General features: G+C 38.3%; 19 protein-coding genes and 1 pseudogene. 4 read left to right on the plus strand and 16 right to left on the minus strand.

Annotated elements, in window-relative coordinates; all coding sequences use genetic code 11:
• Positions 1–298: 298 nt before the first annotated feature.
• From O3650_RS06675 to O3650_RS06730, 12 genes and pseudogenes are all read right to left on the minus strand, one after another.
• Positions 299–1,234, minus strand: a complete 936-nt coding sequence (locus O3650_RS06675; RefSeq protein ID WP_001224320.1) for a conjugal transfer protein — start codon at positions 1,232–1,234, stop codon at positions 299–301.
• Positions 1,231–2,232, minus strand: a complete 1,002-nt coding sequence (locus O3650_RS06680) for a lysozyme family protein (RefSeq protein ID WP_033607236.1) — start codon at positions 2,230–2,232, stop codon at positions 1,231–1,233. The genes O3650_RS06675 and O3650_RS06680 overlap by 4 nt, the downstream gene beginning before the upstream one ends.
• A complete protein-coding gene (locus tag O3650_RS06685) occupies positions 2,229–4,406 on the minus strand; it encodes a CD3337/EF1877 family mobilome membrane protein (RefSeq protein ID WP_000804748.1) in 2,178 nt (725 codons plus the stop codon). Before O3650_RS06685 ends, O3650_RS06680 begins: the two co-directional genes overlap by 4 nt.
• 2 nt (positions 4,407–4,408) lie before the next feature.
• Positions 4,409–6,856 (minus strand): ATP-binding protein, encoded by a 2,448-nt coding sequence (locus O3650_RS06690; protein ID WP_000331160.1) that lies wholly within the window; start codon positions 6,854–6,856, stop codon positions 4,409–4,411.
• Positions 6,840–7,232 carry a conjugal transfer protein gene (locus tag O3650_RS06695; RefSeq protein WP_000723888.1) on the minus strand — a complete coding sequence of 131 codons (393 nt, stop codon included), beginning with the start codon at positions 7,230–7,232 and terminating at the stop codon, positions 6,840–6,842. Before O3650_RS06695 ends, O3650_RS06690 begins: the two co-directional genes overlap by 17 nt.
• 88 nt (positions 7,233–7,320) lie before the next feature.
• On the minus strand, positions 7,321–7,818 hold the full coding sequence (locus tag O3650_RS06700) for an antirestriction protein ArdA (protein WP_000342539.1): 498 nt from the start codon (positions 7,816–7,818) through the stop codon (positions 7,321–7,323).
• A gap of 116 nt (positions 7,819–7,934) precedes the next feature.
• Entirely contained in the window at positions 7,935–8,102 is a 168-nt protein-coding gene (locus tag O3650_RS06705; protein WP_002286942.1) for a hypothetical protein, read from the minus strand.
• 96 nt (positions 8,103–8,198) lie between these two features.
• The gene (gene mobT, locus O3650_RS06710; RefSeq protein ID WP_000398284.1) at positions 8,199–9,404 is read right to left on the minus strand and encodes a MobT family relaxase; all 1,206 of its coding nucleotides are present in this window, start codon (positions 9,402–9,404) and stop codon (positions 8,199–8,201) included.
• A 22-nt stretch (positions 9,405–9,426) separates the two neighbouring features.
• Positions 9,427–9,540, minus strand: a pseudogene (locus O3650_RS06715) (conjugal transfer protein); the annotation flags it as partial.
• Positions 9,541–9,624: 84 nt separating this feature from the next.
• On the minus strand, positions 9,625–10,764 hold the full coding sequence (locus O3650_RS06720) for a site-specific integrase (RefSeq protein ID WP_017771662.1): 1,140 nt from the start codon (positions 10,762–10,764) through the stop codon (positions 9,625–9,627).
• Positions 10,751–10,954, minus strand: coding sequence for a DUF3173 domain-containing protein (locus tag O3650_RS06725; RefSeq protein WP_017771663.1), 204 nt, complete (start codon positions 10,952–10,954; stop codon positions 10,751–10,753). Before O3650_RS06725 ends, O3650_RS06720 begins: the two co-directional genes overlap by 14 nt.
• Entirely contained in the window at positions 10,951–11,943 is a 993-nt protein-coding gene (locus O3650_RS06730) for a replication initiation protein (protein WP_017771664.1), read from the minus strand. The genes O3650_RS06725 and O3650_RS06730 overlap by 4 nt, the downstream gene beginning before the upstream one ends.
• Before the next feature lie 518 nt (positions 11,944–12,461).
• Here O3650_RS06730 and O3650_RS06735 point away from each other — a divergent pair.
• The gene (locus O3650_RS06735) at positions 12,462–12,755 is read left to right on the plus strand and encodes a helix-turn-helix transcriptional regulator (protein WP_017771665.1); all 294 of its coding nucleotides are present in this window, start codon (positions 12,462–12,464) and stop codon (positions 12,753–12,755) included.
• A 284-nt stretch (positions 12,756–13,039) separates the two neighbouring features.
• A complete protein-coding gene (gene lsa(C), locus O3650_RS06740; RefSeq protein ID WP_049510752.1) occupies positions 13,040–14,518 on the plus strand; it encodes an ABC-F type ribosomal protection protein Lsa(C) in 1,479 nt (492 codons plus the stop codon).
• 294 nt (positions 14,519–14,812) lie between these two features.
• On the opposite strand, the gene O3650_RS06745 is transcribed toward lsa(C), so the two are convergent.
• From O3650_RS06745 to O3650_RS06760, 4 genes are all read right to left on the minus strand, one after another.
• On the minus strand, positions 14,813–16,198 hold the full coding sequence (locus O3650_RS06745) for an FtsK/SpoIIIE domain-containing protein (RefSeq protein WP_000813488.1): 1,386 nt from the start codon (positions 16,196–16,198) through the stop codon (positions 14,813–14,815).
• A gap of 28 nt (positions 16,199–16,226) precedes the next feature.
• On the minus strand, positions 16,227–16,613 hold the full coding sequence (locus tag O3650_RS06750; RefSeq protein ID WP_000985015.1) for a YdcP family protein: 387 nt from the start codon (positions 16,611–16,613) through the stop codon (positions 16,227–16,229).
• A gap of 15 nt (positions 16,614–16,628) precedes the next feature.
• Positions 16,629–16,943, minus strand: coding sequence for a YdcP family protein (locus O3650_RS06755; protein WP_000420682.1), 315 nt, complete (start codon positions 16,941–16,943; stop codon positions 16,629–16,631).
• Between the two features lie 402 nt (positions 16,944–17,345).
• Entirely contained in the window at positions 17,346–17,996 is a 651-nt protein-coding gene (locus O3650_RS06760; RefSeq protein ID WP_000188509.1) for a metal-dependent transcriptional regulator, read from the minus strand.
• 111 nt (positions 17,997–18,107) lie between these two features.
• Between O3650_RS06760 and O3650_RS06765 the strand changes: the two genes are divergently transcribed.
• Together O3650_RS06765 and O3650_RS06770 are read left to right on the plus strand one after the other, a co-directional pair.
• Complete coding sequence (locus O3650_RS06765; protein WP_219967033.1) at positions 18,108–18,950, plus strand: metallophosphoesterase; 843 nt, start codon at positions 18,108–18,110, stop codon at positions 18,948–18,950.
• Positions 18,951–19,025: 75 nt separating this feature from the next.
• Positions 19,026–19,463, plus strand: a complete 438-nt coding sequence (locus tag O3650_RS06770) for an Rrf2 family transcriptional regulator (RefSeq protein WP_001166795.1) — start codon at positions 19,026–19,028, stop codon at positions 19,461–19,463.
• Positions 19,464–19,528: the final 65 nt, after the last annotated feature.

A 19,528-nucleotide genomic window follows, 5' to 3' on the forward strand; every position in this document is an offset into this window, starting at 1 on the left:
CATAACCATAGGCATACAAAGCATACAGATATTCTCCGGATACTTTAGAATCACATGATAAAGGTATTCTTAAACTGGGTACAAAAAACTAAGCCCTCCTAAAAAAGGACATCCAATTATTTGTTCCCACTATCAAATTGACAGTTTATTTAAGAATACCTTGCCGCATATTTATTAACTCCTTTTAAATAGATACTTAAATAATAGCACGTAAGAGCATATTTGTCAAGGAATCTCCAATTTTTTATCAAAGAGAGTACGTGATTACAAAATAGCTGTAATAATGTACCAATATTTGTTATTCTATAATCTTCCAATTACTCCCGTTCTTTTCAAGTACCAAATCAAATTGAGATACCTGCGTTGCTTTGGTCTGCTGGTCGATATACTCCACTGTCAGCGATACCGTGACTTGATTATCCTTACGATTGTGAATAGGATTTACCAGTTCTTGAAAGATGTACTCTTTTCCGATTGGTTTTAATATCCCGTCATTCACATAGTAGGAAAGTTCACTGGCTGTCGCTGTAGGATAGAGCTTGAAGAACGTCGTTAAAAACTCATTGATTTCATTGGTTGTAATGGAATCAACCGTCCCCTCACTTTCAATGGCTTTTGGTTTATAACTTGATTTCTTAGGTATGTTGGTAATGGTCGGATTCTTAACCAGTACCATATTTCCAGAACCATCTACATAGACACTCACTATATAAGCAGAGTGGACGGTCTTTGTATTTTCTCCCTCTGTAATGAGCTGGTCTACACTGTAGGTTACATTAAACTCATTGTCGCCAGTTGGCTCTACCGTCCATATCTGAAATCCTCTTACAGAAGACGATACAGGAATATCTTTGCGTACTGTATCAACATTGAGAGCTTGAAGTTCATCTGTCAGATAGCCTTTTAGACTTTCCATTCGATTATCAATGGACTTATCGGATTGCTCCCATGAATAGTAGACTTTCGCAAAGTTCTCTACAAAATTTTCTACATGATGAGTATCAACGTATTCCTTTTCTATGATAGTTGTTTCGTGAATAGTATGAGTATCTATAGCTGTAAAGTGCTTGAATATCGCAAAGCTGAAACTAAGCCCTAAAAGTACCCACAAGGCAATCACAACCTTTTTATGAGGATTGACCTTATAGTAGACACGAGGTTTCTTTTCCTTTGGTATCTGTTTTTCTTTATTCTGATTTTTTCTAAATTTCATCATTAAATCTTCCTTTCTCATTGTTTGATTCGTCCTGCTCCCACTAAATGCTGTTGCCAGTAGGGGCTTGTTAAGTCGGCATAACCGATTGGGTCGCCTGCATGAAACATACGGTTATTGCCAAGGTATATCCCAACATGAGTAATATAAGAGCCAGCGTTATAGGTAGAATGAAAGAAAACCAAATCGCCAGCTTGTGCTTCCGATAGTGGGATATGCTGGGTCACATCATATTGCTGTTGTGCGGTTCGTGGTAAGTTAATTCCAGCTTTTCCATACGTCCATTGTGTCAGTCCGCTACAATCAAAAGAAGTAGTCGGGGAAGCTCCACCGTAAACGTATCGCCAGCCCTCATATTTCAGTGCTTCGTCCATGATGGCTTGTACCGTATCATCATCAAACTCTGTTGTGACAAGATACTGCGTTACCAGTTGCACATAAAACATATTGCCATAGTTGTATCGCCAGCCCCCATTGATAGGTATGGCTATGGGATTGGGGTAAGACACTTTTTCGCCACCTGAATACTCTTTTGAGAAACTTTGAGCCAGTTCAAAGGTATATTTATTTCCACGATTAGCCACATACCCTAAGAAACCACCACCATAATTGTAGGACTGGATAACCGATTCTAAATCTACACTGAGCCTTTCGCTACTGGCTAATAATTCACTGAAATACTTCACACCTTGCTTAATGGATTCTTCTGTACTCAATGAATTAGGTGGAAGACCGAGGGATTCCGAGGACTGCATAACATCTTCCGCAGTACCGCCCGATTCCACCTGTATAATCGCAAGAAGTATGTTGACATATTCTTCAACGCCATATTCTTTGGCATATTTTTCTACCATAGGCTTATGAGCCAGCACTTCTGCGGAAACATTCACACCTCCATAGTGAATGTTGGAAAAACCGCCATCTTGTTCATCTGAAAATAAAATGGCGACAAACAGAAGCAGTGAGAAGACCATCAAGAATAATCCCGAACCACCAATCACTAAAGTTTTCAGCTTCATGGTTTCTTACCGACTTTCTTAATGGTGGCGGTTTTGATTGGTGGTCTACTTCTTGTATTTTGTAGTGGTACTCTTTGAACAGTAGACGGACGTTCTTTTGTGATTGGACGTTGTGAAGTTCTATCTGCTGTAGTGGTTGAAGTTGCTGGCTTTTGAACGGTTTTTTCTTGAACGGTATTGCCTTGGCGTTCCACTTTTGGACTTGAAAAATCGGACTTAACTGCTGGACGCTCTTGTTTGGCTTGTTGAGATTCCTTATATGAAGTCTGAATATTAGACTGTTTTGAGGTCTGTTCATCATGATATTGTTCTTGTCTTGTAGTCGGTCTTTCATGAACAGAAGAAGCAGGCTGTTTTTTCTGTTTGACCTGTTCCATTTCAGAGCGACGCTTCGCAATGGTTTTTCGCCTTTGTTCCTGCTGTTCCTTGCGTCCACTGGCTCTGTCCGCTTTGGTTTGAGAAATACTACTGGTTAAATCACGGACATTCTCTTTTACTTTGGATTTTCCTTGATATACTGCATATCTTGCATTGGTCGGCAAATCTTTAACCTGTTCTTTCAAACCACTAGCAGTGTCTACCATTCTGTCTTTGGTATCAGCTACTGTACCGATGGTTTGACCGATACGTTTTCCAAGTGTTGATTTTTCCTTTCCGTCTGGTCGGGAGTGATCTGCTTGTGTCCTTGCAGAACTCCCCGAACCCGACTGTCCTTTTTTACCTGTAACAATGGCAGACCCAGCCCCTAGAGTAGTCATGGAACGTCCAAGTTTCCGCTGTAGACGGTGCATGTGAGCGTGCATAAGCATACGAGGTTTTCTCATCACACGACTTCCCACACTTTGAGAATCGTTACTCTGTAGAGAAAACATACTCATTAAATCGCCCAGCTTGAAGTAGATTCCTGCAAAGGTCACAATCTGTAGAAAAGCAATCAAAAAGAACGGATAACCAGCCGATAAGGTATAGAGCATGGTTGAAATACTAAATGCTGTCGTAATAATCAATGTGATTCCAGCTCGTGTCAAAATGGTATTAAAGAGCTTTGTTATGGCTCGTTTTGACATACCATCAAATGATGGAATCATGCTTAAAATAAAGCTCACAGGCAGAAACATAGCATAGATGATAAAAAGTACCTGCGAGAAAATCATGATTCCTGTTAATAGGAATACAAATATGGAAATCCCAATATTGAAGACAAATAGGAAGAAGACTGTACCTAAACGGTTAATGGTCTTTGTAATGGTTAGATTGGTATTGCTTCTGTCTTCAATTTCTTCCGCAACAATTTTTTCTCTGTCTTCGCCATTGTTGGAATCTGGGCTGGTGGAGAGCAGGCTTTCCACACGGTCAATACCGATACTTTCAATGTCTGAACTGTTGTATTGAAGCAGTAGCCACGGTTGCTGAACCTGTATGGAAAACAGGCTATCTCTGATTAAGTCCACGCTGTCCTTGCCTTGACTATCGGAATGGGGCATGACAATCTTCGTGCCAAGTGATAAACTGGCATTACTGATGTCTGATGAAAAGTCATTGATTTTTTTAATGTAGTCGGGAGCGTAGGCAATAAAGGAAGCCGATAGGATAAACACCAGCACAAAATTCATAATGGCATGAATTGCCTTTGTGGTTTCTCTCTTTATCAGTCCCGTATAGGCAACATAAACCCCAAGAACCAAAATCAAGAGTAAGAGGAATCCAACATAGAAACCCTCTGTTGAAAATCCGTTTGCACTCACACCAGCTAAGGTCTGCATATTCTTACCAATGGAATCTGCTGTAGCGGAAATGAAGTCTAAGGAATAGGCTTCCTGTACTAAGTAACCTGTCGCATTGGAAACATACAAACTGATTGTCCAAATAAAATTGGTAATGGCATATAGTCCATACATGACCTGTTTTCCAATCCCGTCCGACCAGTTCCACGGAAGCCAGCCCCAGCTATTATCCACATAAAAATCCAGTTGATAGTTTTCAAGTGGGTATCGGCTGTATTCATTTGCCACATTGACCGTATCATCTACCAAGCCCGCAGCTTGAACCACCGTTCCCAGCATGGCTAAAAGAAAAATGGCAATCACAAGTGTGAAAGCCACTGTCATTGCCACTTTACCTAGACGTTTCAGCGTCCAGTTTGATTTTATTCTGTTTACTATTGATGGTTTCACATTTACACCTCTTTTCGCACAGGTGGTCTGGTATCAAAGGCATGGAGCAGTTCTTCAAATACAGGGTGGAACTGTATCACACCGACACGACCATATAAATCACTGATAAGGCATTGCCCGTTTTCCAAATCACGCAATCGCTTCTGATTGTTTTCGTCCTCTGGGTCTACACCAAAAAAGGCTAAGGTCTTTTTAATCTCGTTAAGGTCAGTGGAACGAAATGCAAATTTTAAGCCGAGGTTATTTTTCAGTTTTTCATCTAAGAGGTCGTCTGTATTTTGGGTCACGAAATATACCCCAGCGTTCATAGCACGACCAGCCCGAACCAGCTTCATAGATAGTGTTTTTCCTTGTGCTACCTGTAAAAAGCTCCATGCTTCGTCTAAATCTACAATCTTGAAAATGCTTCGGTCTGTATGGATAAAGTCTAAAGCAAAGGTACTAATGACAATCAGCATAGCAACGGATAAAAGCTCCATAGTGGTATATTCCTCAAAGGAAGTTTCCTTGTCGGGAAGTACCAAGTCCGCAACCTGTATAATGTTCAGTTGTTTTTCTAAGCTGATAGACTGCTCCACATAACCATTACTGAATAATAAATGTGCAAAGTCATAGTCTGTAAAACTTTCGATATGGTCGGCTATACTGGTACTTAGTGGCGTATTCTCAACCCGTAATTCCTCAATCACTTTCATCAACCCTCGTACTTCACTATTGGTTACTGCACGAATGGCTTTTCTAAGGATTGGGAAGCGTTCCCCATCACGAGAGGAAATCCCCGTAAGGAATGTCAGAATATCAATAGCCAGTGATTCAGAATCTTTGGGATTTTTCATAATCACATAAGGGTCAAGTAAGCCTTTGTTTTTCTCATCAGAAGTCAGAGTGACGATATTGATTTCATGGGAAATCTCTGGCAAGGTTTCTTTCCATCTGCCACGTTCTGCTTTTGGGTCTACAATCACTGCTTGTGCCCCATAAAGCACCGCATAATAGACGATAAGGTTATTCGCAAAGGATTTACCACCACCCAGCGAACCAACAAAAGCCGACGCTAACGCATTGGTTACTGAACCCTTAACCCCTTGACTGGCAAGAGCAGGTTTCAGATAGACATTGCGTCCAGTATCTAAGCTGTAGCCAACATAAATCCCCTCATTTTCCCCCAGCATTTGAGTAGCACCAAAACCTAAACCAGCGAGGAAATCAGAGGTCACGTATTGAATATAATCATTCATATAACGCTTGCTGGCAGGTAAAAATTCTTCATGTAAGCCGAGCATATCCCCAAATGGTCGTACCAGTTTTACGCTTAAATCGTCATAAAAATCTTTCACTTCATTACAACGACGTTTGAGTTCGTCAAGATCATTTGCTGATACCCTTACCACATAAGACAGCTTGTACATAGATTCCTTGCTTTGGTCTAAATTGGTTTCCAGCTCATTCACACTTTCCAGAGCTTCCGCCACATTGGAGCTGGTTTCATTATCACTTTGCCAAGCGTGGTTATCCAAGTCTTTCAGTTCTTTCTTTTTATTGCGGACAGTAGATAGGGCTTTACGATTCGCTACAATTTCCACATTCATTGACGTATCAATCGGGAATGTAAATTGCTGTTGCTGGTAGTAGAAGATTTCAGAGGACGGGAAGTCCAGTTCTCCGACAATGCTGTTAATGGTAAAGTAAGCTACATAGACGGTTTCATCTTCCTGCTGGATTTTCAAATATCGCTGTTTTTCTTCCACCAAACAGCGAGTAGGCTTAATCAAGTCATAGTATTTAATCAGCGTTTCATTATCCAGCTTTTTCTTTGATAGATGGTACTCATACTCTTCATAGGCAGTGCCTGTCTGTCCGTAAAGGTGTTCAATCAGATAGCCGAAGTCGTCCTTATCTAACCTGCGGATTTTGAAACGACGAGAGATTTTATTTTCTAAGAGCTTTTCCATCTTCTGAAAACGCAGGATTTCATCATTACTCATACTAACAAAATCGCCCATCAGCTTATGGTTCACATCATAGACAAAATCAGACAAAGCATTTTTTGCTTCAACGGTAAGACTTTTCATAGAAAACTCCTGATCGTTGAGAAGCAACTTAAAGCCGATAAAGAAACGGTAGTTCACTTGATTTTCGCCAATCATGGATATTAAAGCGTCTGTCTGTTGGTCGATTTTGTCATAGGCAACCGCTTTGAGCTTGCCAGTGACTTCATTTTTGGAACGCTCTTGTGCAGAACGTATGCTGGATTCTGTACTGATTTGTAAAGCATGAATTTTGCCATCACGATTTTGTGCGATAAGCTGTCTGAAAGAATCATGCACTTGTATTTTCTGTTCTGGACTTAGAAATGAGTAATTGTAAGGAACAAGCTCATAGTAAGCATAACATTCCCCGTCTTTATTCCAGACGAGATTGTTTTCAATGTATTTAATTGGATATGCCATAAAATTCACTCCTAACTGCTGTAATGGCTTCTTGTGGCTGGTTTCTGCCAAGCGTTACTTTTTTTCCTGCATAGGTCAGCTTTGGTCGCAGTGCATAAGCAATGACAGACTTCAAAAATCCATAAGGCTTTTTACCATCAAAAGTTTTTGTAGACATAAACCATGTGAAAGCCACAGGAATCCCAAAGTATTTGAGAAATGCTCCCTCTATCATGGAAAGAGGGGGCAAGTTGCCAAGTATCATCACTGCAAAGAGTGACACGACAAACCATGTCATTTGCGTAAAGGTTATGGGAAACGGAAGTCTAAAATCATTGATAGAATACAGTACCTTTTCCACAGACCAGATACTGGTATAGCTTCGTATTTTCTTCATGTAATCAATCCTTTCATAAAAAATAGGGGTAGCTGATTGAGCCACCCCGTAAAATAGAAAATCTGCCAGTAGTAATGTACCGACAGATTTAATAGACGATTTCAAAAATCCCATGATTGGTTGAGATAAACGTTCCTGAAAGGTCTAAATCCCGACCATAGGCTTGATAATCAATATAGTTTTGAAGACTAGCTGGTACTTCGCCTAAAGCACCCGTTTCTTCAATGTAGTAGCGTGCCACGTCATACATATCATCACAATCGGAATGAATGATAATATCCTCTTGATGTTCGCTTAGTTCTTCAATGCTTGAAAAATGAGTGAGCAGAGCAGATAGCTCCGATTGTAATTCTTCGGGTAATTCCGATACCATTTCCCATAGTCGATTGAGTTCGCCAATGGAAGTGTATTCGTCAACCGTAAAGGGTAACTCGTAGTCATGAATGGCGTATTCCTCATATTCATCATTCAAGCCGATTTTCTCTTTGACTTCCTCAAAGTCAATGGGAAAGGTAAACCACGCACCGACCAATTCGCCCTCATTGTATTTGCCTAAATTCGCAATATAGACTTGCATATCGTCCATATATTCACGTCCTTTCTTTGTAGAGATTCAAAAATCCCTACCGCACTTCGTTTGGTGTACCATTCCTTTGCGGAACATAAGAAAACCACTTATATTCCACAAAAGAACGGTTTTATTTAAGCACCAATAATGCGATTGAATAGCTCTAGTAAAATGTCTTTTACTCCAGCAGCGTTGAAGACTAAGCCAACCGCAATAATCGCAATAATTAAAAAGCCAATCAGTTTGCTAAACTCACGCTTGAAGCCAAGATACAAGCCAATCACAACGATTGCTAAAAGCACCAGTGATTGAGCGTTTGATAGAAACCAGTTATAAAGGTTTTATCCAAAATTCATAAAAATGTTCTCCTCTCTATATTCAATGAATTTGTATTTGAGTTATTTTTTTGTTGTTATCACGTCCTGTTCTTTTACTGACTGTTGCTTCAAAATCTGCTTGTGTCGGTCTGTCAGTTTCGCATGGTCGAGAATGTCTTTTACAACCTGCGTCTGGTTGATTTCATCAAGTTTAATCGCAACCTTTAAGGTCGGGGCAACTTGATGAGATAGCCAGTTCAGCGTCCTTTGGAAGGAGTAAGGCTCTGGTTTTGTGGTTAGTTTTAATCGTTCACGATTGTTCCCAATAAACCAAGCCCATTCTTCATTCAGTTTCCAATCAGAACGAGGTTTGGAATCGTCTTTATCTACAAAACGGATATACCGATTGATAATTTTAAAGGCGGTATGCTCTGGATTGTCATAGACGAGTAAATCACGGACTGCATAATAGGCACGCTCATTTTTCAATCGAATCTCAAAACGGTTTTTTACTTCTGCGTCTTCAATGGGAATATCATTTTTCTTGTACTGCTCGTAGTCCTTTTCATAGATACAGAAATAAACTTCACTTTGTAATGAACCGATATAGAGGGTGTTTCCCATACATTCCTTTTCCTCTTTGCGTACCAGTTCGCCACTGCGATAGCTTTTAAAACTGCGGAAGACGGAGATACATTCTTCCTGTTGGCACTTTTCAGTGAGTACAGGGATATTCAAAATCCCTGTCTTATCGTTAATGGCAAGGTCAAGGCGTTTCATCACACCGCCAGCCACCAAAACGTCCATAAAGAACTCATACCAGCTTCTTTGTTGTGCCAGAAGATAGCTTTCAAATTGTCTGCACCCACGACCTTTCAATTCCACCAGAACTCCTTTGTCCAGTTCATGGGAGCAAAGGACGAATATGTCGCCTAAAGCATAATGCTCTGAATAAGAATAGAAACCATAGTCCTCATGAAGAAAATAGGACAGTTTCAGTTGTAAGATGTTTTCGACCACCTGCTGTACGTCTGTTGTCGGAAAGCGAATCCTTACATAATCAAACAGCATTTCAAGGGGAGCGTCGGGATTGAAGCGTTCCAGAGCTTCCCAAAGGGACTGCTGTAAATCCTCTGATGGCTTGACTTTTCCTGTTTCAATATCGCTTAGATACTGCCTTGTAATACCAGTCGCAACAGCTAAACGGTTTTGAGATAGTCCATAAGCCAAGCGTTTTTCTTTTAAATGCTGTAACCAAGTTTGTTCATTCAGTAAAAATCCCTCCAATCAAAAAGGCGTATGTCAACTTTTAAAGCCCATTTGACATACGCTGAAATTTTGTAAATCCCTTGTAACCAAAGGATTTTCTAATGTTTTTTTGACTGTTTCCTGTCGATTTGTACCCCCCTGTTAGAAATAGTGGGAAAAATTCAAAAAAAGCCCTTTAAAATAAGGCTTTTTAGATACTTTTCTATTTTTTGGTAGCTCTTTTGGTAGCTAAGTAGACTTAATCAATAAAATCATTTGATATGAGATTGAGTTTATCAGTTAGTTCGGTATCTGCGTTGGGGTATAAATGACTATAAATGCTAAGTGTTGTTTTGACATCAGAATGGCCTAATCGTCTTTGGATATATAGGGCATTTACATTATATTCATTAATAAGCAAAGATGCGTGGGAGTGTCTCAAACCTTTTGGTTGAATGTATTTAACACCAGCACGTTTAGAGTATTTTAAAATTTGGTCTCTAATACTACGTTTACGATATGGAACTCCGTCGGGCGACAGAATGAATGGTATTTTATCGACTTTTTCTTGTCTTTCTTTCCACTCCTTAAGAACCTTTAAAGTATTATCATCGAGTCCAATAGTACGCCGAGAGCTTTCAGTTTTTAGCTTGTTACGGCGCTCCCAGTTTTCACGATTTATATACTGTAAGTTGTGATTGATTGCTAGTGTTTTCTTTTCAAAGTCCACATCTTCCCAATAAAGAGCAGTCGCCTCATTTACACGCATTCCCGTAAAATAATAAAGCCAAAGGAGTGTATAAATAAAATGCTCAAAATAACTCTCTTTATCAAGGGATTGTATTACTTTTTGAAATTCATCTTTTGTCCAAAAGTCGATATGTTTTTTTGTTATTGGAATAGGACTGATATTACTTGTAGGTATTTCATGGAAAATTAACCCATACTTTTTTGCGGTTTTCAAAACTTGATTAAGTAATGCCATTTTGTTTCTTGCGTATGAATTTGAATATTTTTCTAATAAACTATTTCTATAATTTATTACATCATAAGTTGTAATTTCTCTAGGTTTTTTCTTACCAAAATATTGAATAAATTCATCAAATATAATTTGACGTCTTCGTTCGAGGTCTGGACTTGTAGTAGCATAATAGTTTGGTATAAATACTTCGTCCATAAATTGTTTAAACGTCCACTGAGTGTGCTTAATTCCACCTTTTTGATGCACTTTATTTAAAGCCCTTGTTCGTGCCTCAAAGGCTTCTTTTGCGGTTTCAAAACCACGTCTGCGTTCTTGATATGGTTTACCAGTAGCTAGGTCAACTCCAGCTTTAAAATAATAAGTATATTTCCCAGTTTTATCGTCTCTAGTAACACCAGTATATCTAGTTTTTGACATGTAGTTCCTCCAATCCAAGAATTTCTGATACAACTGATACGGGAACGGTTCCGAGCCCTTTATTGTTATAGAAATCGAAACCACGTTCAACCATAATGTGTTTTGCTTGTCGTAAAATATTATAAGCAGTCCATTTTGAGAACCCTAAGTCCATAATATCTTGTACTGTCATAGTGAGTTTATCGTTCATAAAATATCTTCTCCTTTACTAGTAAGTTCAATGAATTCGCCTATTAATTGTTTTAATTCATTGTTTAATCGTGGTGTTTGTTTTTTAAGTGCATCTTGAAGCTCTAAAGAAAATGAGTTACTATCAAATGCTTTTAGGTGTTTTCTAAGCCTAGTTTTTTTGACTCTTATAGTGTTAGGTTTTAGATAGGGAAATAATTCGGGTAAAAGAGCTGGTGCATGGAGAAAGATATAAGCAAATGCCTTGCTATCATCTGGAACACTTGAAAGACTAAAAAAACTAAAATTCTCTAATCGTTTAGAAATCTCTGAAATGGTTTCTGCGTTTATAGCCTTTGTTCTAAGTTGAAACTCCAACCGCCACCAAAAAGGTTTACTCTCGATATTCAATTTATCGGCTCTTTTATGACTTAATACCTCTATGTTCTTATCGTATAAACGTACTTGAACATTACTACCACTAGCACCCCAGTATTTACTTTCTATGTTTCCTCCTCTACCATAGAATATTTTATGACTAACTCCACCTTTGATATGTTGTAAAAAGACTATTTCTGGTCTGTTAAAGATATCAAAAGCAAGGTCTAAACGTGATAGTCTAACATCTAATCCATTTAATCGAGCATAATTCATAATCTGTCTCCATACTTGAAGACCTCCAAATTCTTTAAGCGAGTTTGGGTTAAAGTCTAAACGTATGACTTGATAACCACCATAGGTTGATAATTGGAAGAAAATTAGATTAATACTATCCTCATTTATCATTTTATAAAGTGTAAAATAATCTTCTCTTAGATTTGCTTGAATGCTAAATTCTTGAATAATAGAATCGATAGAATTTCTTAATTCCCAAAATATACGTCTTAGTGAACAGTTTTCTCTATCAAGGATTACTGTTAGTCGGTCAATACTGATATAAATAGATTTTTCTAGTTCTGATAAATCTACTCGACTTTGATATTCTCGTAGTGCTTGAAGGTTATTTTTCATCTGTAACGCCTCCTTTCTATAATTGCTAAATGCGTAGGTCAATGTTACTATTGAGTTTTGCTGACGACACGTTACTTAGGACGTTGCCTTAAGTGTATCTGTTTGCTGGCTGTTAGAAACGCCAGCTTTTTCTTAGAGATTGAGAGAACTGCGTGCTTCGGGCGCATTGCCTTCGGCTTGCGCCCTTGCTCTTGTCTCACAATCTCCAAACTAGGCGAATGGTAGAAGTAAGTATTGCCAATTTCTCTGACATTTACTGTATAGAAGCCATAATATCCTTAGACTAGCCATATTTCGCTTCTTATGGACTTTTTATTACAATTTTGGTATAATCAAATTGGTTTTAAACGAAAGCCTCAGAATGCTTTGCAGAGCTTTCTGGAGTGTTTTTTCATATTCATAAGCGGACTGGTATTACCTACAATGTATATCTTTTAGTTATATAACCAAAATGGTTATATAACTATGATACAACCATTTTGGTTATAGGTCAATAGAAAAGCGAAAGGAATTTTAAAATGTTGAAAGATAATATAAAAAAAGCCCGTCTTAAAGTGGGACTTACTCAATCAGAAGTTGCTGAAAAGTTAGGTGTAGCTCAAGCCCAATATGCTAGGTGGGAAAATGGAGGGAGAAATCCGAAAGATGAAACAGTAGAAAAATTAGCTGAAATCTTTGGTACGTCTTTTGAGATTTTAAAAGGACGTGATGACGGACTAGAAGAAATTGTTAGTTTATTGAGAGAATATGAATTGACAGAAGCAGATAAAAACAAAATTATTAAAACTTTAAAGGATTTATTACATAAATAAATCAAAATAATGTGGTAGTTGGAGAGCACAAAGTGAATAATATCCGGGAGCAAAAAAAGCAAGCTAAAGGATTTATTAAACGCTGGGAAAACCGTGGCAATGAAAGACAAGACAGTCAGTCATTTTGGCTTGATTTGCTCCAATCTGTTTATTGAATTGATAAATGAGAAGATTAAAGCGTTGTAGGAAAATAGATATTTTATGAGGAGGCGAGGCAACTTGAAAGAATATATTGTAAGTTTGGAAAAAGAAATACTCAAATCTGAATTTGAGGGGGTGTTTTTATGTCAACAATTAAAATTGAAAACCTAACTTTTTCATATTATGGCTATGTCAAACCTGTATTTGAAAATGTATCATTTTCATTTGATACGAACTGGAAAACAGGGCTGATAGGAAGAAATGGAATTGGAAAATCAACACTATTTAAGCTACTGCTAAACCAAGAAGTTTATACGGGGAAAATCAGCAAAAGTGTTGACTTTATTAAATTTCCACCTGATTTAAGTGATACTTCAAAATTGGTAATTGAGTTATATAAAGAACTGATTTCAGATGAGGAAGAATGGAAATTATTTAGAGAACTTAATTTGCTAAATGTAGATGAGAGTCTTGTTTACAGAAAGTTTGAAACACTTTCCAAAGGAGAACAAACAAAAATCCTCTTAGCTATTTTGTTTACAAGAGAAGATGGTTTTTTACTTATAGATGAACCAACAAACCATTTAGATATGGACGGAAGAAAAATTGTCAGTGAATATCTGAAAAATAAAAAAGGTTTTTTGCTTATATCTCATGATAGAGATTTCTTAGATGGTTGTATCAATCATGTTGTTTCTATTAACAGGAATTCTATTGATGTCCAATCAGGAAATTTTACATCGTGGTATGAAAATAAATTGATGAAAGACCAATTTGAAATTAGTCAGAATGAGAAATTAAGAAAAGATATTAAACGATTAAAAGAAGCTGCAAGACAAAGTCAAATCTGGTCTGATAAAGTTGAAAATACAAAAAACGGTGTGAAAGTTTCAGGCGTAAAACCAGATAAGGGACATATAGGTCATCAGTCAGCTAAGATGATGAAAAAATCTAAGAATTTGCAGAATAGACAAAATAAGGCAATAGAAGAAAAACAAAATTTACTAAAAGATATTGAAACGAAGGAAAGTCTATTGTTGCGTCCCTTACATCACCATAAAAATCCGCTAATATCGGTTAACAATTTATCATCATACTATGGAGAAAGACAGATATTAAGCAATGTAAGTTTTGATATAAAGCAAGGTGATATAGTGGCTATAAATGGGGGGAATGGTAGCGGGAAATCAACCTTGATTAAAATTTTATTAGGTCTAAATCACGAGTATTCAGGTGATGTAAAATTAGCAAGTAATTTAAAAATATCATATGTTCCTCAAGATACATCCAATTTAACAGGTAGCCTAAACGAGTATATTCATAAGCAAGGTGTTGATGAAACATTGTGCAAAACAATTCTTAGAAAATTAGATTTTGCAAGAGAATTATTTGAAATAGATATGAAGAACTATAGCGATGGACAAAAAAAGAAAGTTTTAATTGCTGTAAGTTTGTCAAAGTCAGCTCATATATTTATTTGGGACGAACCACTGAATTATTTAGATGTAATATCAAGAATACAGATTGAGGAAATTATAAAAGAAGCAAATCCTACACTCATATTTGTGGAACACGATAAGAGGTTTGTAGAAGATATAGCGAATAAAATAATACGATTATAAACTAAATAATATCTTTTAGTTTGTCGAGGTAAACCTTTTTAACAATAACCTTATGCTATTGTTAAAAAGATTGAAACTCAGTAATAATGTATATTACTAAAAATCATATTAAAAATAATTCAAATTTATTGGTAGCCTTTTGGTAGCTAAACAGACAAAAGTTAATATCTTCATAAAAAAATACAGTTAGAGAATGTTGATTTATCAGCATTCTTTTTTATTTCAAATAGTTTCTCGGAATTAGATACGGGGGGTTAAGTGCTGGCGTGGCTATTGCCACACCAGCCAGCAAGATCAGTCCACACCTGCGACTTCCGCTTCGCACGTCGCCTGCGTGGACTGTCTGCTGTTGGATAACTTTTTAATTTCCTCCAAGAAATCATATCCTTTTGGTACAAGGGGAGTATAAAACTCTGATATGACACTTGTTCCTACATCAACATAGCCACGACCTTTGATTCGCTTTAAGAAGAAATCCTTTTGTACGTCACTGCCAAACATCATGCCATAGCCCATTTCAGACATACGACCTAAAGCCACTCTGAAATTAAACTGATCACGGATTCCGTCGCCTAAATATTTTGCGTCTGGACGTTGACAAGCCAGTATTAGAAAGAAGCCAGCTTGACGACCTAACATGACAATCTGTTTCAGCTTATTCATAACTGCGGTGTTTTCTTTTGTTCCCAGCATTTCCATGAAAGCGACGTATTCATCAAAGATTAAGAAGTGTGCCGGGAGACCTAAGTAAGCATAATTTTTGCCAGTCTTATAGTTCTTCATCTGCTTCATTTCCTCACTACGTTTCATCATTTCTTCATAGAATGTTTCAATGCAAGAAAGCAAGTCTTCTTTTCTATAGTAGACATTTGCCATCACAGAACCTAAGTCCGCAAGGTCAGCATTTTTCGGGTCAAGAATATACAGTTTTGAATCTGTATGAAGCAAGGCTTCAATCAGTGTCAGTATAAAGTAAGTTTTACCGCCACCTGTACCACCAGCAATCAACATATGAGGGAGCTTATCATATTCCCACCATACGTTTTTCATTAAGCGAAGTTTACCATCTTTAGCTTCTACTTCATCAATAGAAATACGACTGGCTATGGTGTCATAGAGCAAAGTATATTCCACATAGGAATCCTTTAACTCTTTATCCGTCAGCTCACAGTACAAGCCACTCTCTAATTTCTTTTCTAAGTGTAAGAGTTGGTCTTGATATTTTCCCAGCGTGATTTCCACCCGTATCTGTATCAAGCCATTTTTAAGTCGATAATACATTTTAGGGAAGTAGGTTATCTTTTCCTTTGTACGACCAGCACTATCTTTAAAGAAACCCTCTGTTTTGACCTGTTCAGATTCATACCACTTGTTTTCAAGTATCATCTTTGCCAGTTTTTGACGGTGGTAAAGTTGTTTAACCGTATCATAGCGAACCCGTTTGAATACAAACGCTACCAGCAAGCAGATAAGAATTGCGACACTGAAACTGATAATTAAATAGGGAATGTCAATCTTATCTGCTTGTGATAGGTTAAAATCCTGCCAGTTGATCTGCTGGATTGTCTTCACATGAAACAGTCCGACAACCAGCAGGAAAACAGGCAGGAGTGACGCTATCGTAAAATGAAAGACTAAATCTTTACCAGATGGGCGAATCCTTTTACCACGCTGTTTCATGCGAAAAAGTCTCCTTTCTACCTAGCGACTATTTGTCTTGTGTCGGTTCTTTCTTTGCTTGTGGTTGAGCTTTGAATGAACTAGAATCCTTTGTCAGCACAATATCGTCTGCCTTGATATACCAGTCAACATCTGCTCCTTGATAGGTGGCAGTAGCAACGGTGTCCGCAATGGGATTGATAAGTTCCACCCGTGCGTTATAATCAAACTCTTTCAAAGGCACGCTGGCAGGAATACTTACTTGAATCATGCGTCCTTGTCCTTTGGATTTTAAGTCATAGGTACGTTCCTTGATTTCATCTGAAACCGACCCGTCTTCATTTTGGATTCTCACTTCACGACGTAGAGCAGAGAATTTCAATTCTCCAAAAGTCGTGTCTTTATCTAATACAATGCCATTTGCTAATCTCATCATTTTTCCTCTCTTTCTTTATTCTTTTATCATGTCGTCAGCATGTAAAAGGTAATTTGTAAAACCACGAGTGCCGATTTTGTAGCCCTCTGCGGTAATACGTGGATTGACTAACTTCACACGTTCCTCAAAGCCGAAATGTTTTTCGCCAGCTTCAGCAGGAAGCACCACCACAATATCATCTGCTCTTTGAACATCAGAATAGAGATTATAGCTTCTTGATAAGACAGTTAGCCGTCCGTTGATTCTTCGCTGAACGACTTTATCCTCGCCAGCAAATTCTAAATTGCCGAATGTTTTTTCCATGTTGGGAATCACAAATTTAAGTTCCATATTTTTACCTATCCTTTCTTTTTTATTGGCTGAATGAATGTTTGATGGTCTTAAAGAGTGGGGAACGACCTTTTGATTCTTGATTTTTTGTTTTCATAAGTTCACTTCCTTTCAAAATCGGGTAAAAAAATAGACACCTCATTTTTTGAAGTGTCTACCTATTAAATATTCAAATTTTATTGGAAGTATCTTTATATCTTCACTTTTCAAGGATAAATCGTCGTATCAAAGCTCATTCATAAGTAGTAAATTAGTAGTAAATTGAGTGGTTTTGACCTTGATAAAGTGTGATAAGTCCAGTTTTTATGCGGATAACTAGATTTTTATGCTATTTTTGATATAAAAAATAGATAAGAAAACCCTGAAAATCAAACTTTCAGGGTTGGTAGGGGATTGGAGAAATTAGTTGATTTTCTCGACATAGAGTTGTTTTGCAATGTCCATACTTACTTGTAAGTCCTCGTCTTTACTAAGGATAGTGAAGGTGTTGCTGAAGCCATCAAACTGCTTGACTTGGAGCTGATCACCGATGTGAAGTGAGTGCTTGTCCAGATAATGGAGAATGTCAAAACTATCATGCACCCGAGTCAGGCGGTAGGAGCCAGCTTCCTTGATGTCAGCTAGTGGGAGGTTATTGATTTCAACTAGGAGTTCTCCCTTGGCAGGAATGGTTCCTCCGTGAGGGCAGGTCTTGGGAAATCCAAGCAATTTATCCAGTCTTTCCACGAAGAGGTCAGAGACAGTATGTTCCAATACCTCGGCTTCCTCGTGAATCTGGTCACTCGTATAGTCTAAATGATGAACTAGAAAAACTTCAATCAAGCGATGTTTACGGTAGAGCTCAGAGACCAGTTTGAGGCCGAGGTCAGTCAGTAGATAGCCACATTCCTTGTCCTTGAGGATGAGATTTTCACTCTTCATCCGTTTAATCATTTCAGTTACGGCAGGGGGAGAGACTTGCATGCGGGCAGCAATTTCCTTGTTGGTAATTTTATGCAGGTCTATGCCGATTTCATAAATACATTTTAGATAGTCTTCTTTATTCGGGGTCATTCGCTTCCTCTTGTCTAATATCTTTATCTAGTATATCAAAAAAAGCTAGATTTCTCTAGCTGTGACTTTTTATGTTATACTTATTGCAAGAGAAAAAACGAGGAGATGGATATGACGAAAATAGCTCTTCTTTCAGATATTCATGGAAATACCACCGCCTTGGAGGCTGTTTTGGCAGATGCTCGGCAGCTAGGAGTGGATGAATACTGGCTTTTGGGAGACATTCTCATGCCAGGGACAGGGCGTAGAAGGATTTTGGACTTGTTGGCTCAACTACCGATTACAGCTAGAGTTTTGGGAAACTGGGAAGATAGTTTGTGGCATGGTGTCCGTAAGGAATTGGATAGTACTCGTCCCAGTCAACGCTATCTCTTGCGCCAGTGCCAGTATGTTTTAGAGGAAATTTCCCTAGAAGAAATTGAACTGCTCCACAATCAACCTCTCCAGCTTCATCGTCAGTTTGGGGATTTGACGGTGGGAATTAGCCACCATCTTCCTGATAAGAACTGGGGGCGAGAGTTGATTCATACTGGAGCGCAAGAGGATTTTGACCGCTTGGTGACCAATCCCCCTTGTGATATTGCTGTTTATGGTCATATTCACCAGCAGTTGCTTCGTTACGGGACTGGTGGACAATTGATTGTTAATCCGGGTTCGATTGGGCAACCTTTCTTTTTGGATGCCCAGTTGCGGAAGGACTTGCGGGCCCAGTATATGATTTTAGAGTTTGATGACAAGGGCTTGGTAGATATGGACTTCCGACGGGTAGACTACGATGTGGCAGCTGAATTGCAGTTGGCTAAAGATCTGAAACTTCCCTATTTTGAGGTTTATTATGAAAGTCTGGTCAATGGTATCCACCATACTCATCATCAGGAATTTCTGAGAGAATTGGCCCAGAAAAAGGGCTACGATAGGGAGTTAGATGCCTGGTTGAAAAGTGGTAACGATTGACATTACAACTAAAAAGGGTATAATAAAAGAAAAAGAAGAGTAGAGGCAGAGATGCCTCGCAAAAAGGAGAAGAGGATGCAAATTCCAAGTAGATTTACCATTGCGACTCATATGCTGATAATCATTGCCCTCAAGGGGAAGGAAAGCAAGGTGACCAGTGATTTTCTGGCTGCTAGTGTTGGGGTCAATCCAGTCATTATCAGAAAAACCTTGTCCCAGTTGAAGAAGGCTGAACTGATTTCAGTAGCGCGCGGAACAGGGGGAACAGAGATTGTTAAGGATCTCAAAGACATTAGTCTTTTAGATGTTTATCAAGCGGTCGAATGTCTTGGTAAGACAGGCCAACTCTTCAGTTTCCATGACAATCCAAATCCAAATTGCCCAGTTGGAGCTCATATTCATGATGTTTTAGATCAAAAATTGGAGAGAATCCAGCTGGCTATGGAGGCTGAACTTGGTCAGACCAGTCTAGAACAGGTCGTGGCAGATGCAGAGAGTCAGATGAAGGATTGAGAGGGATAGGTGCCCTCTTTTTTTCTTTGGATAATTATGATAGAATGAACTCATAAAAGGAGGAA

The organism is Streptococcus sp. 20925_1_24 (assembly GCF_041432335.1).
In the GTDB taxonomy this organism is placed as follows: Bacteria; Bacillota; Bacilli; order Lactobacillales; family Streptococcaceae; genus Streptococcus; species Streptococcus mitis_BM.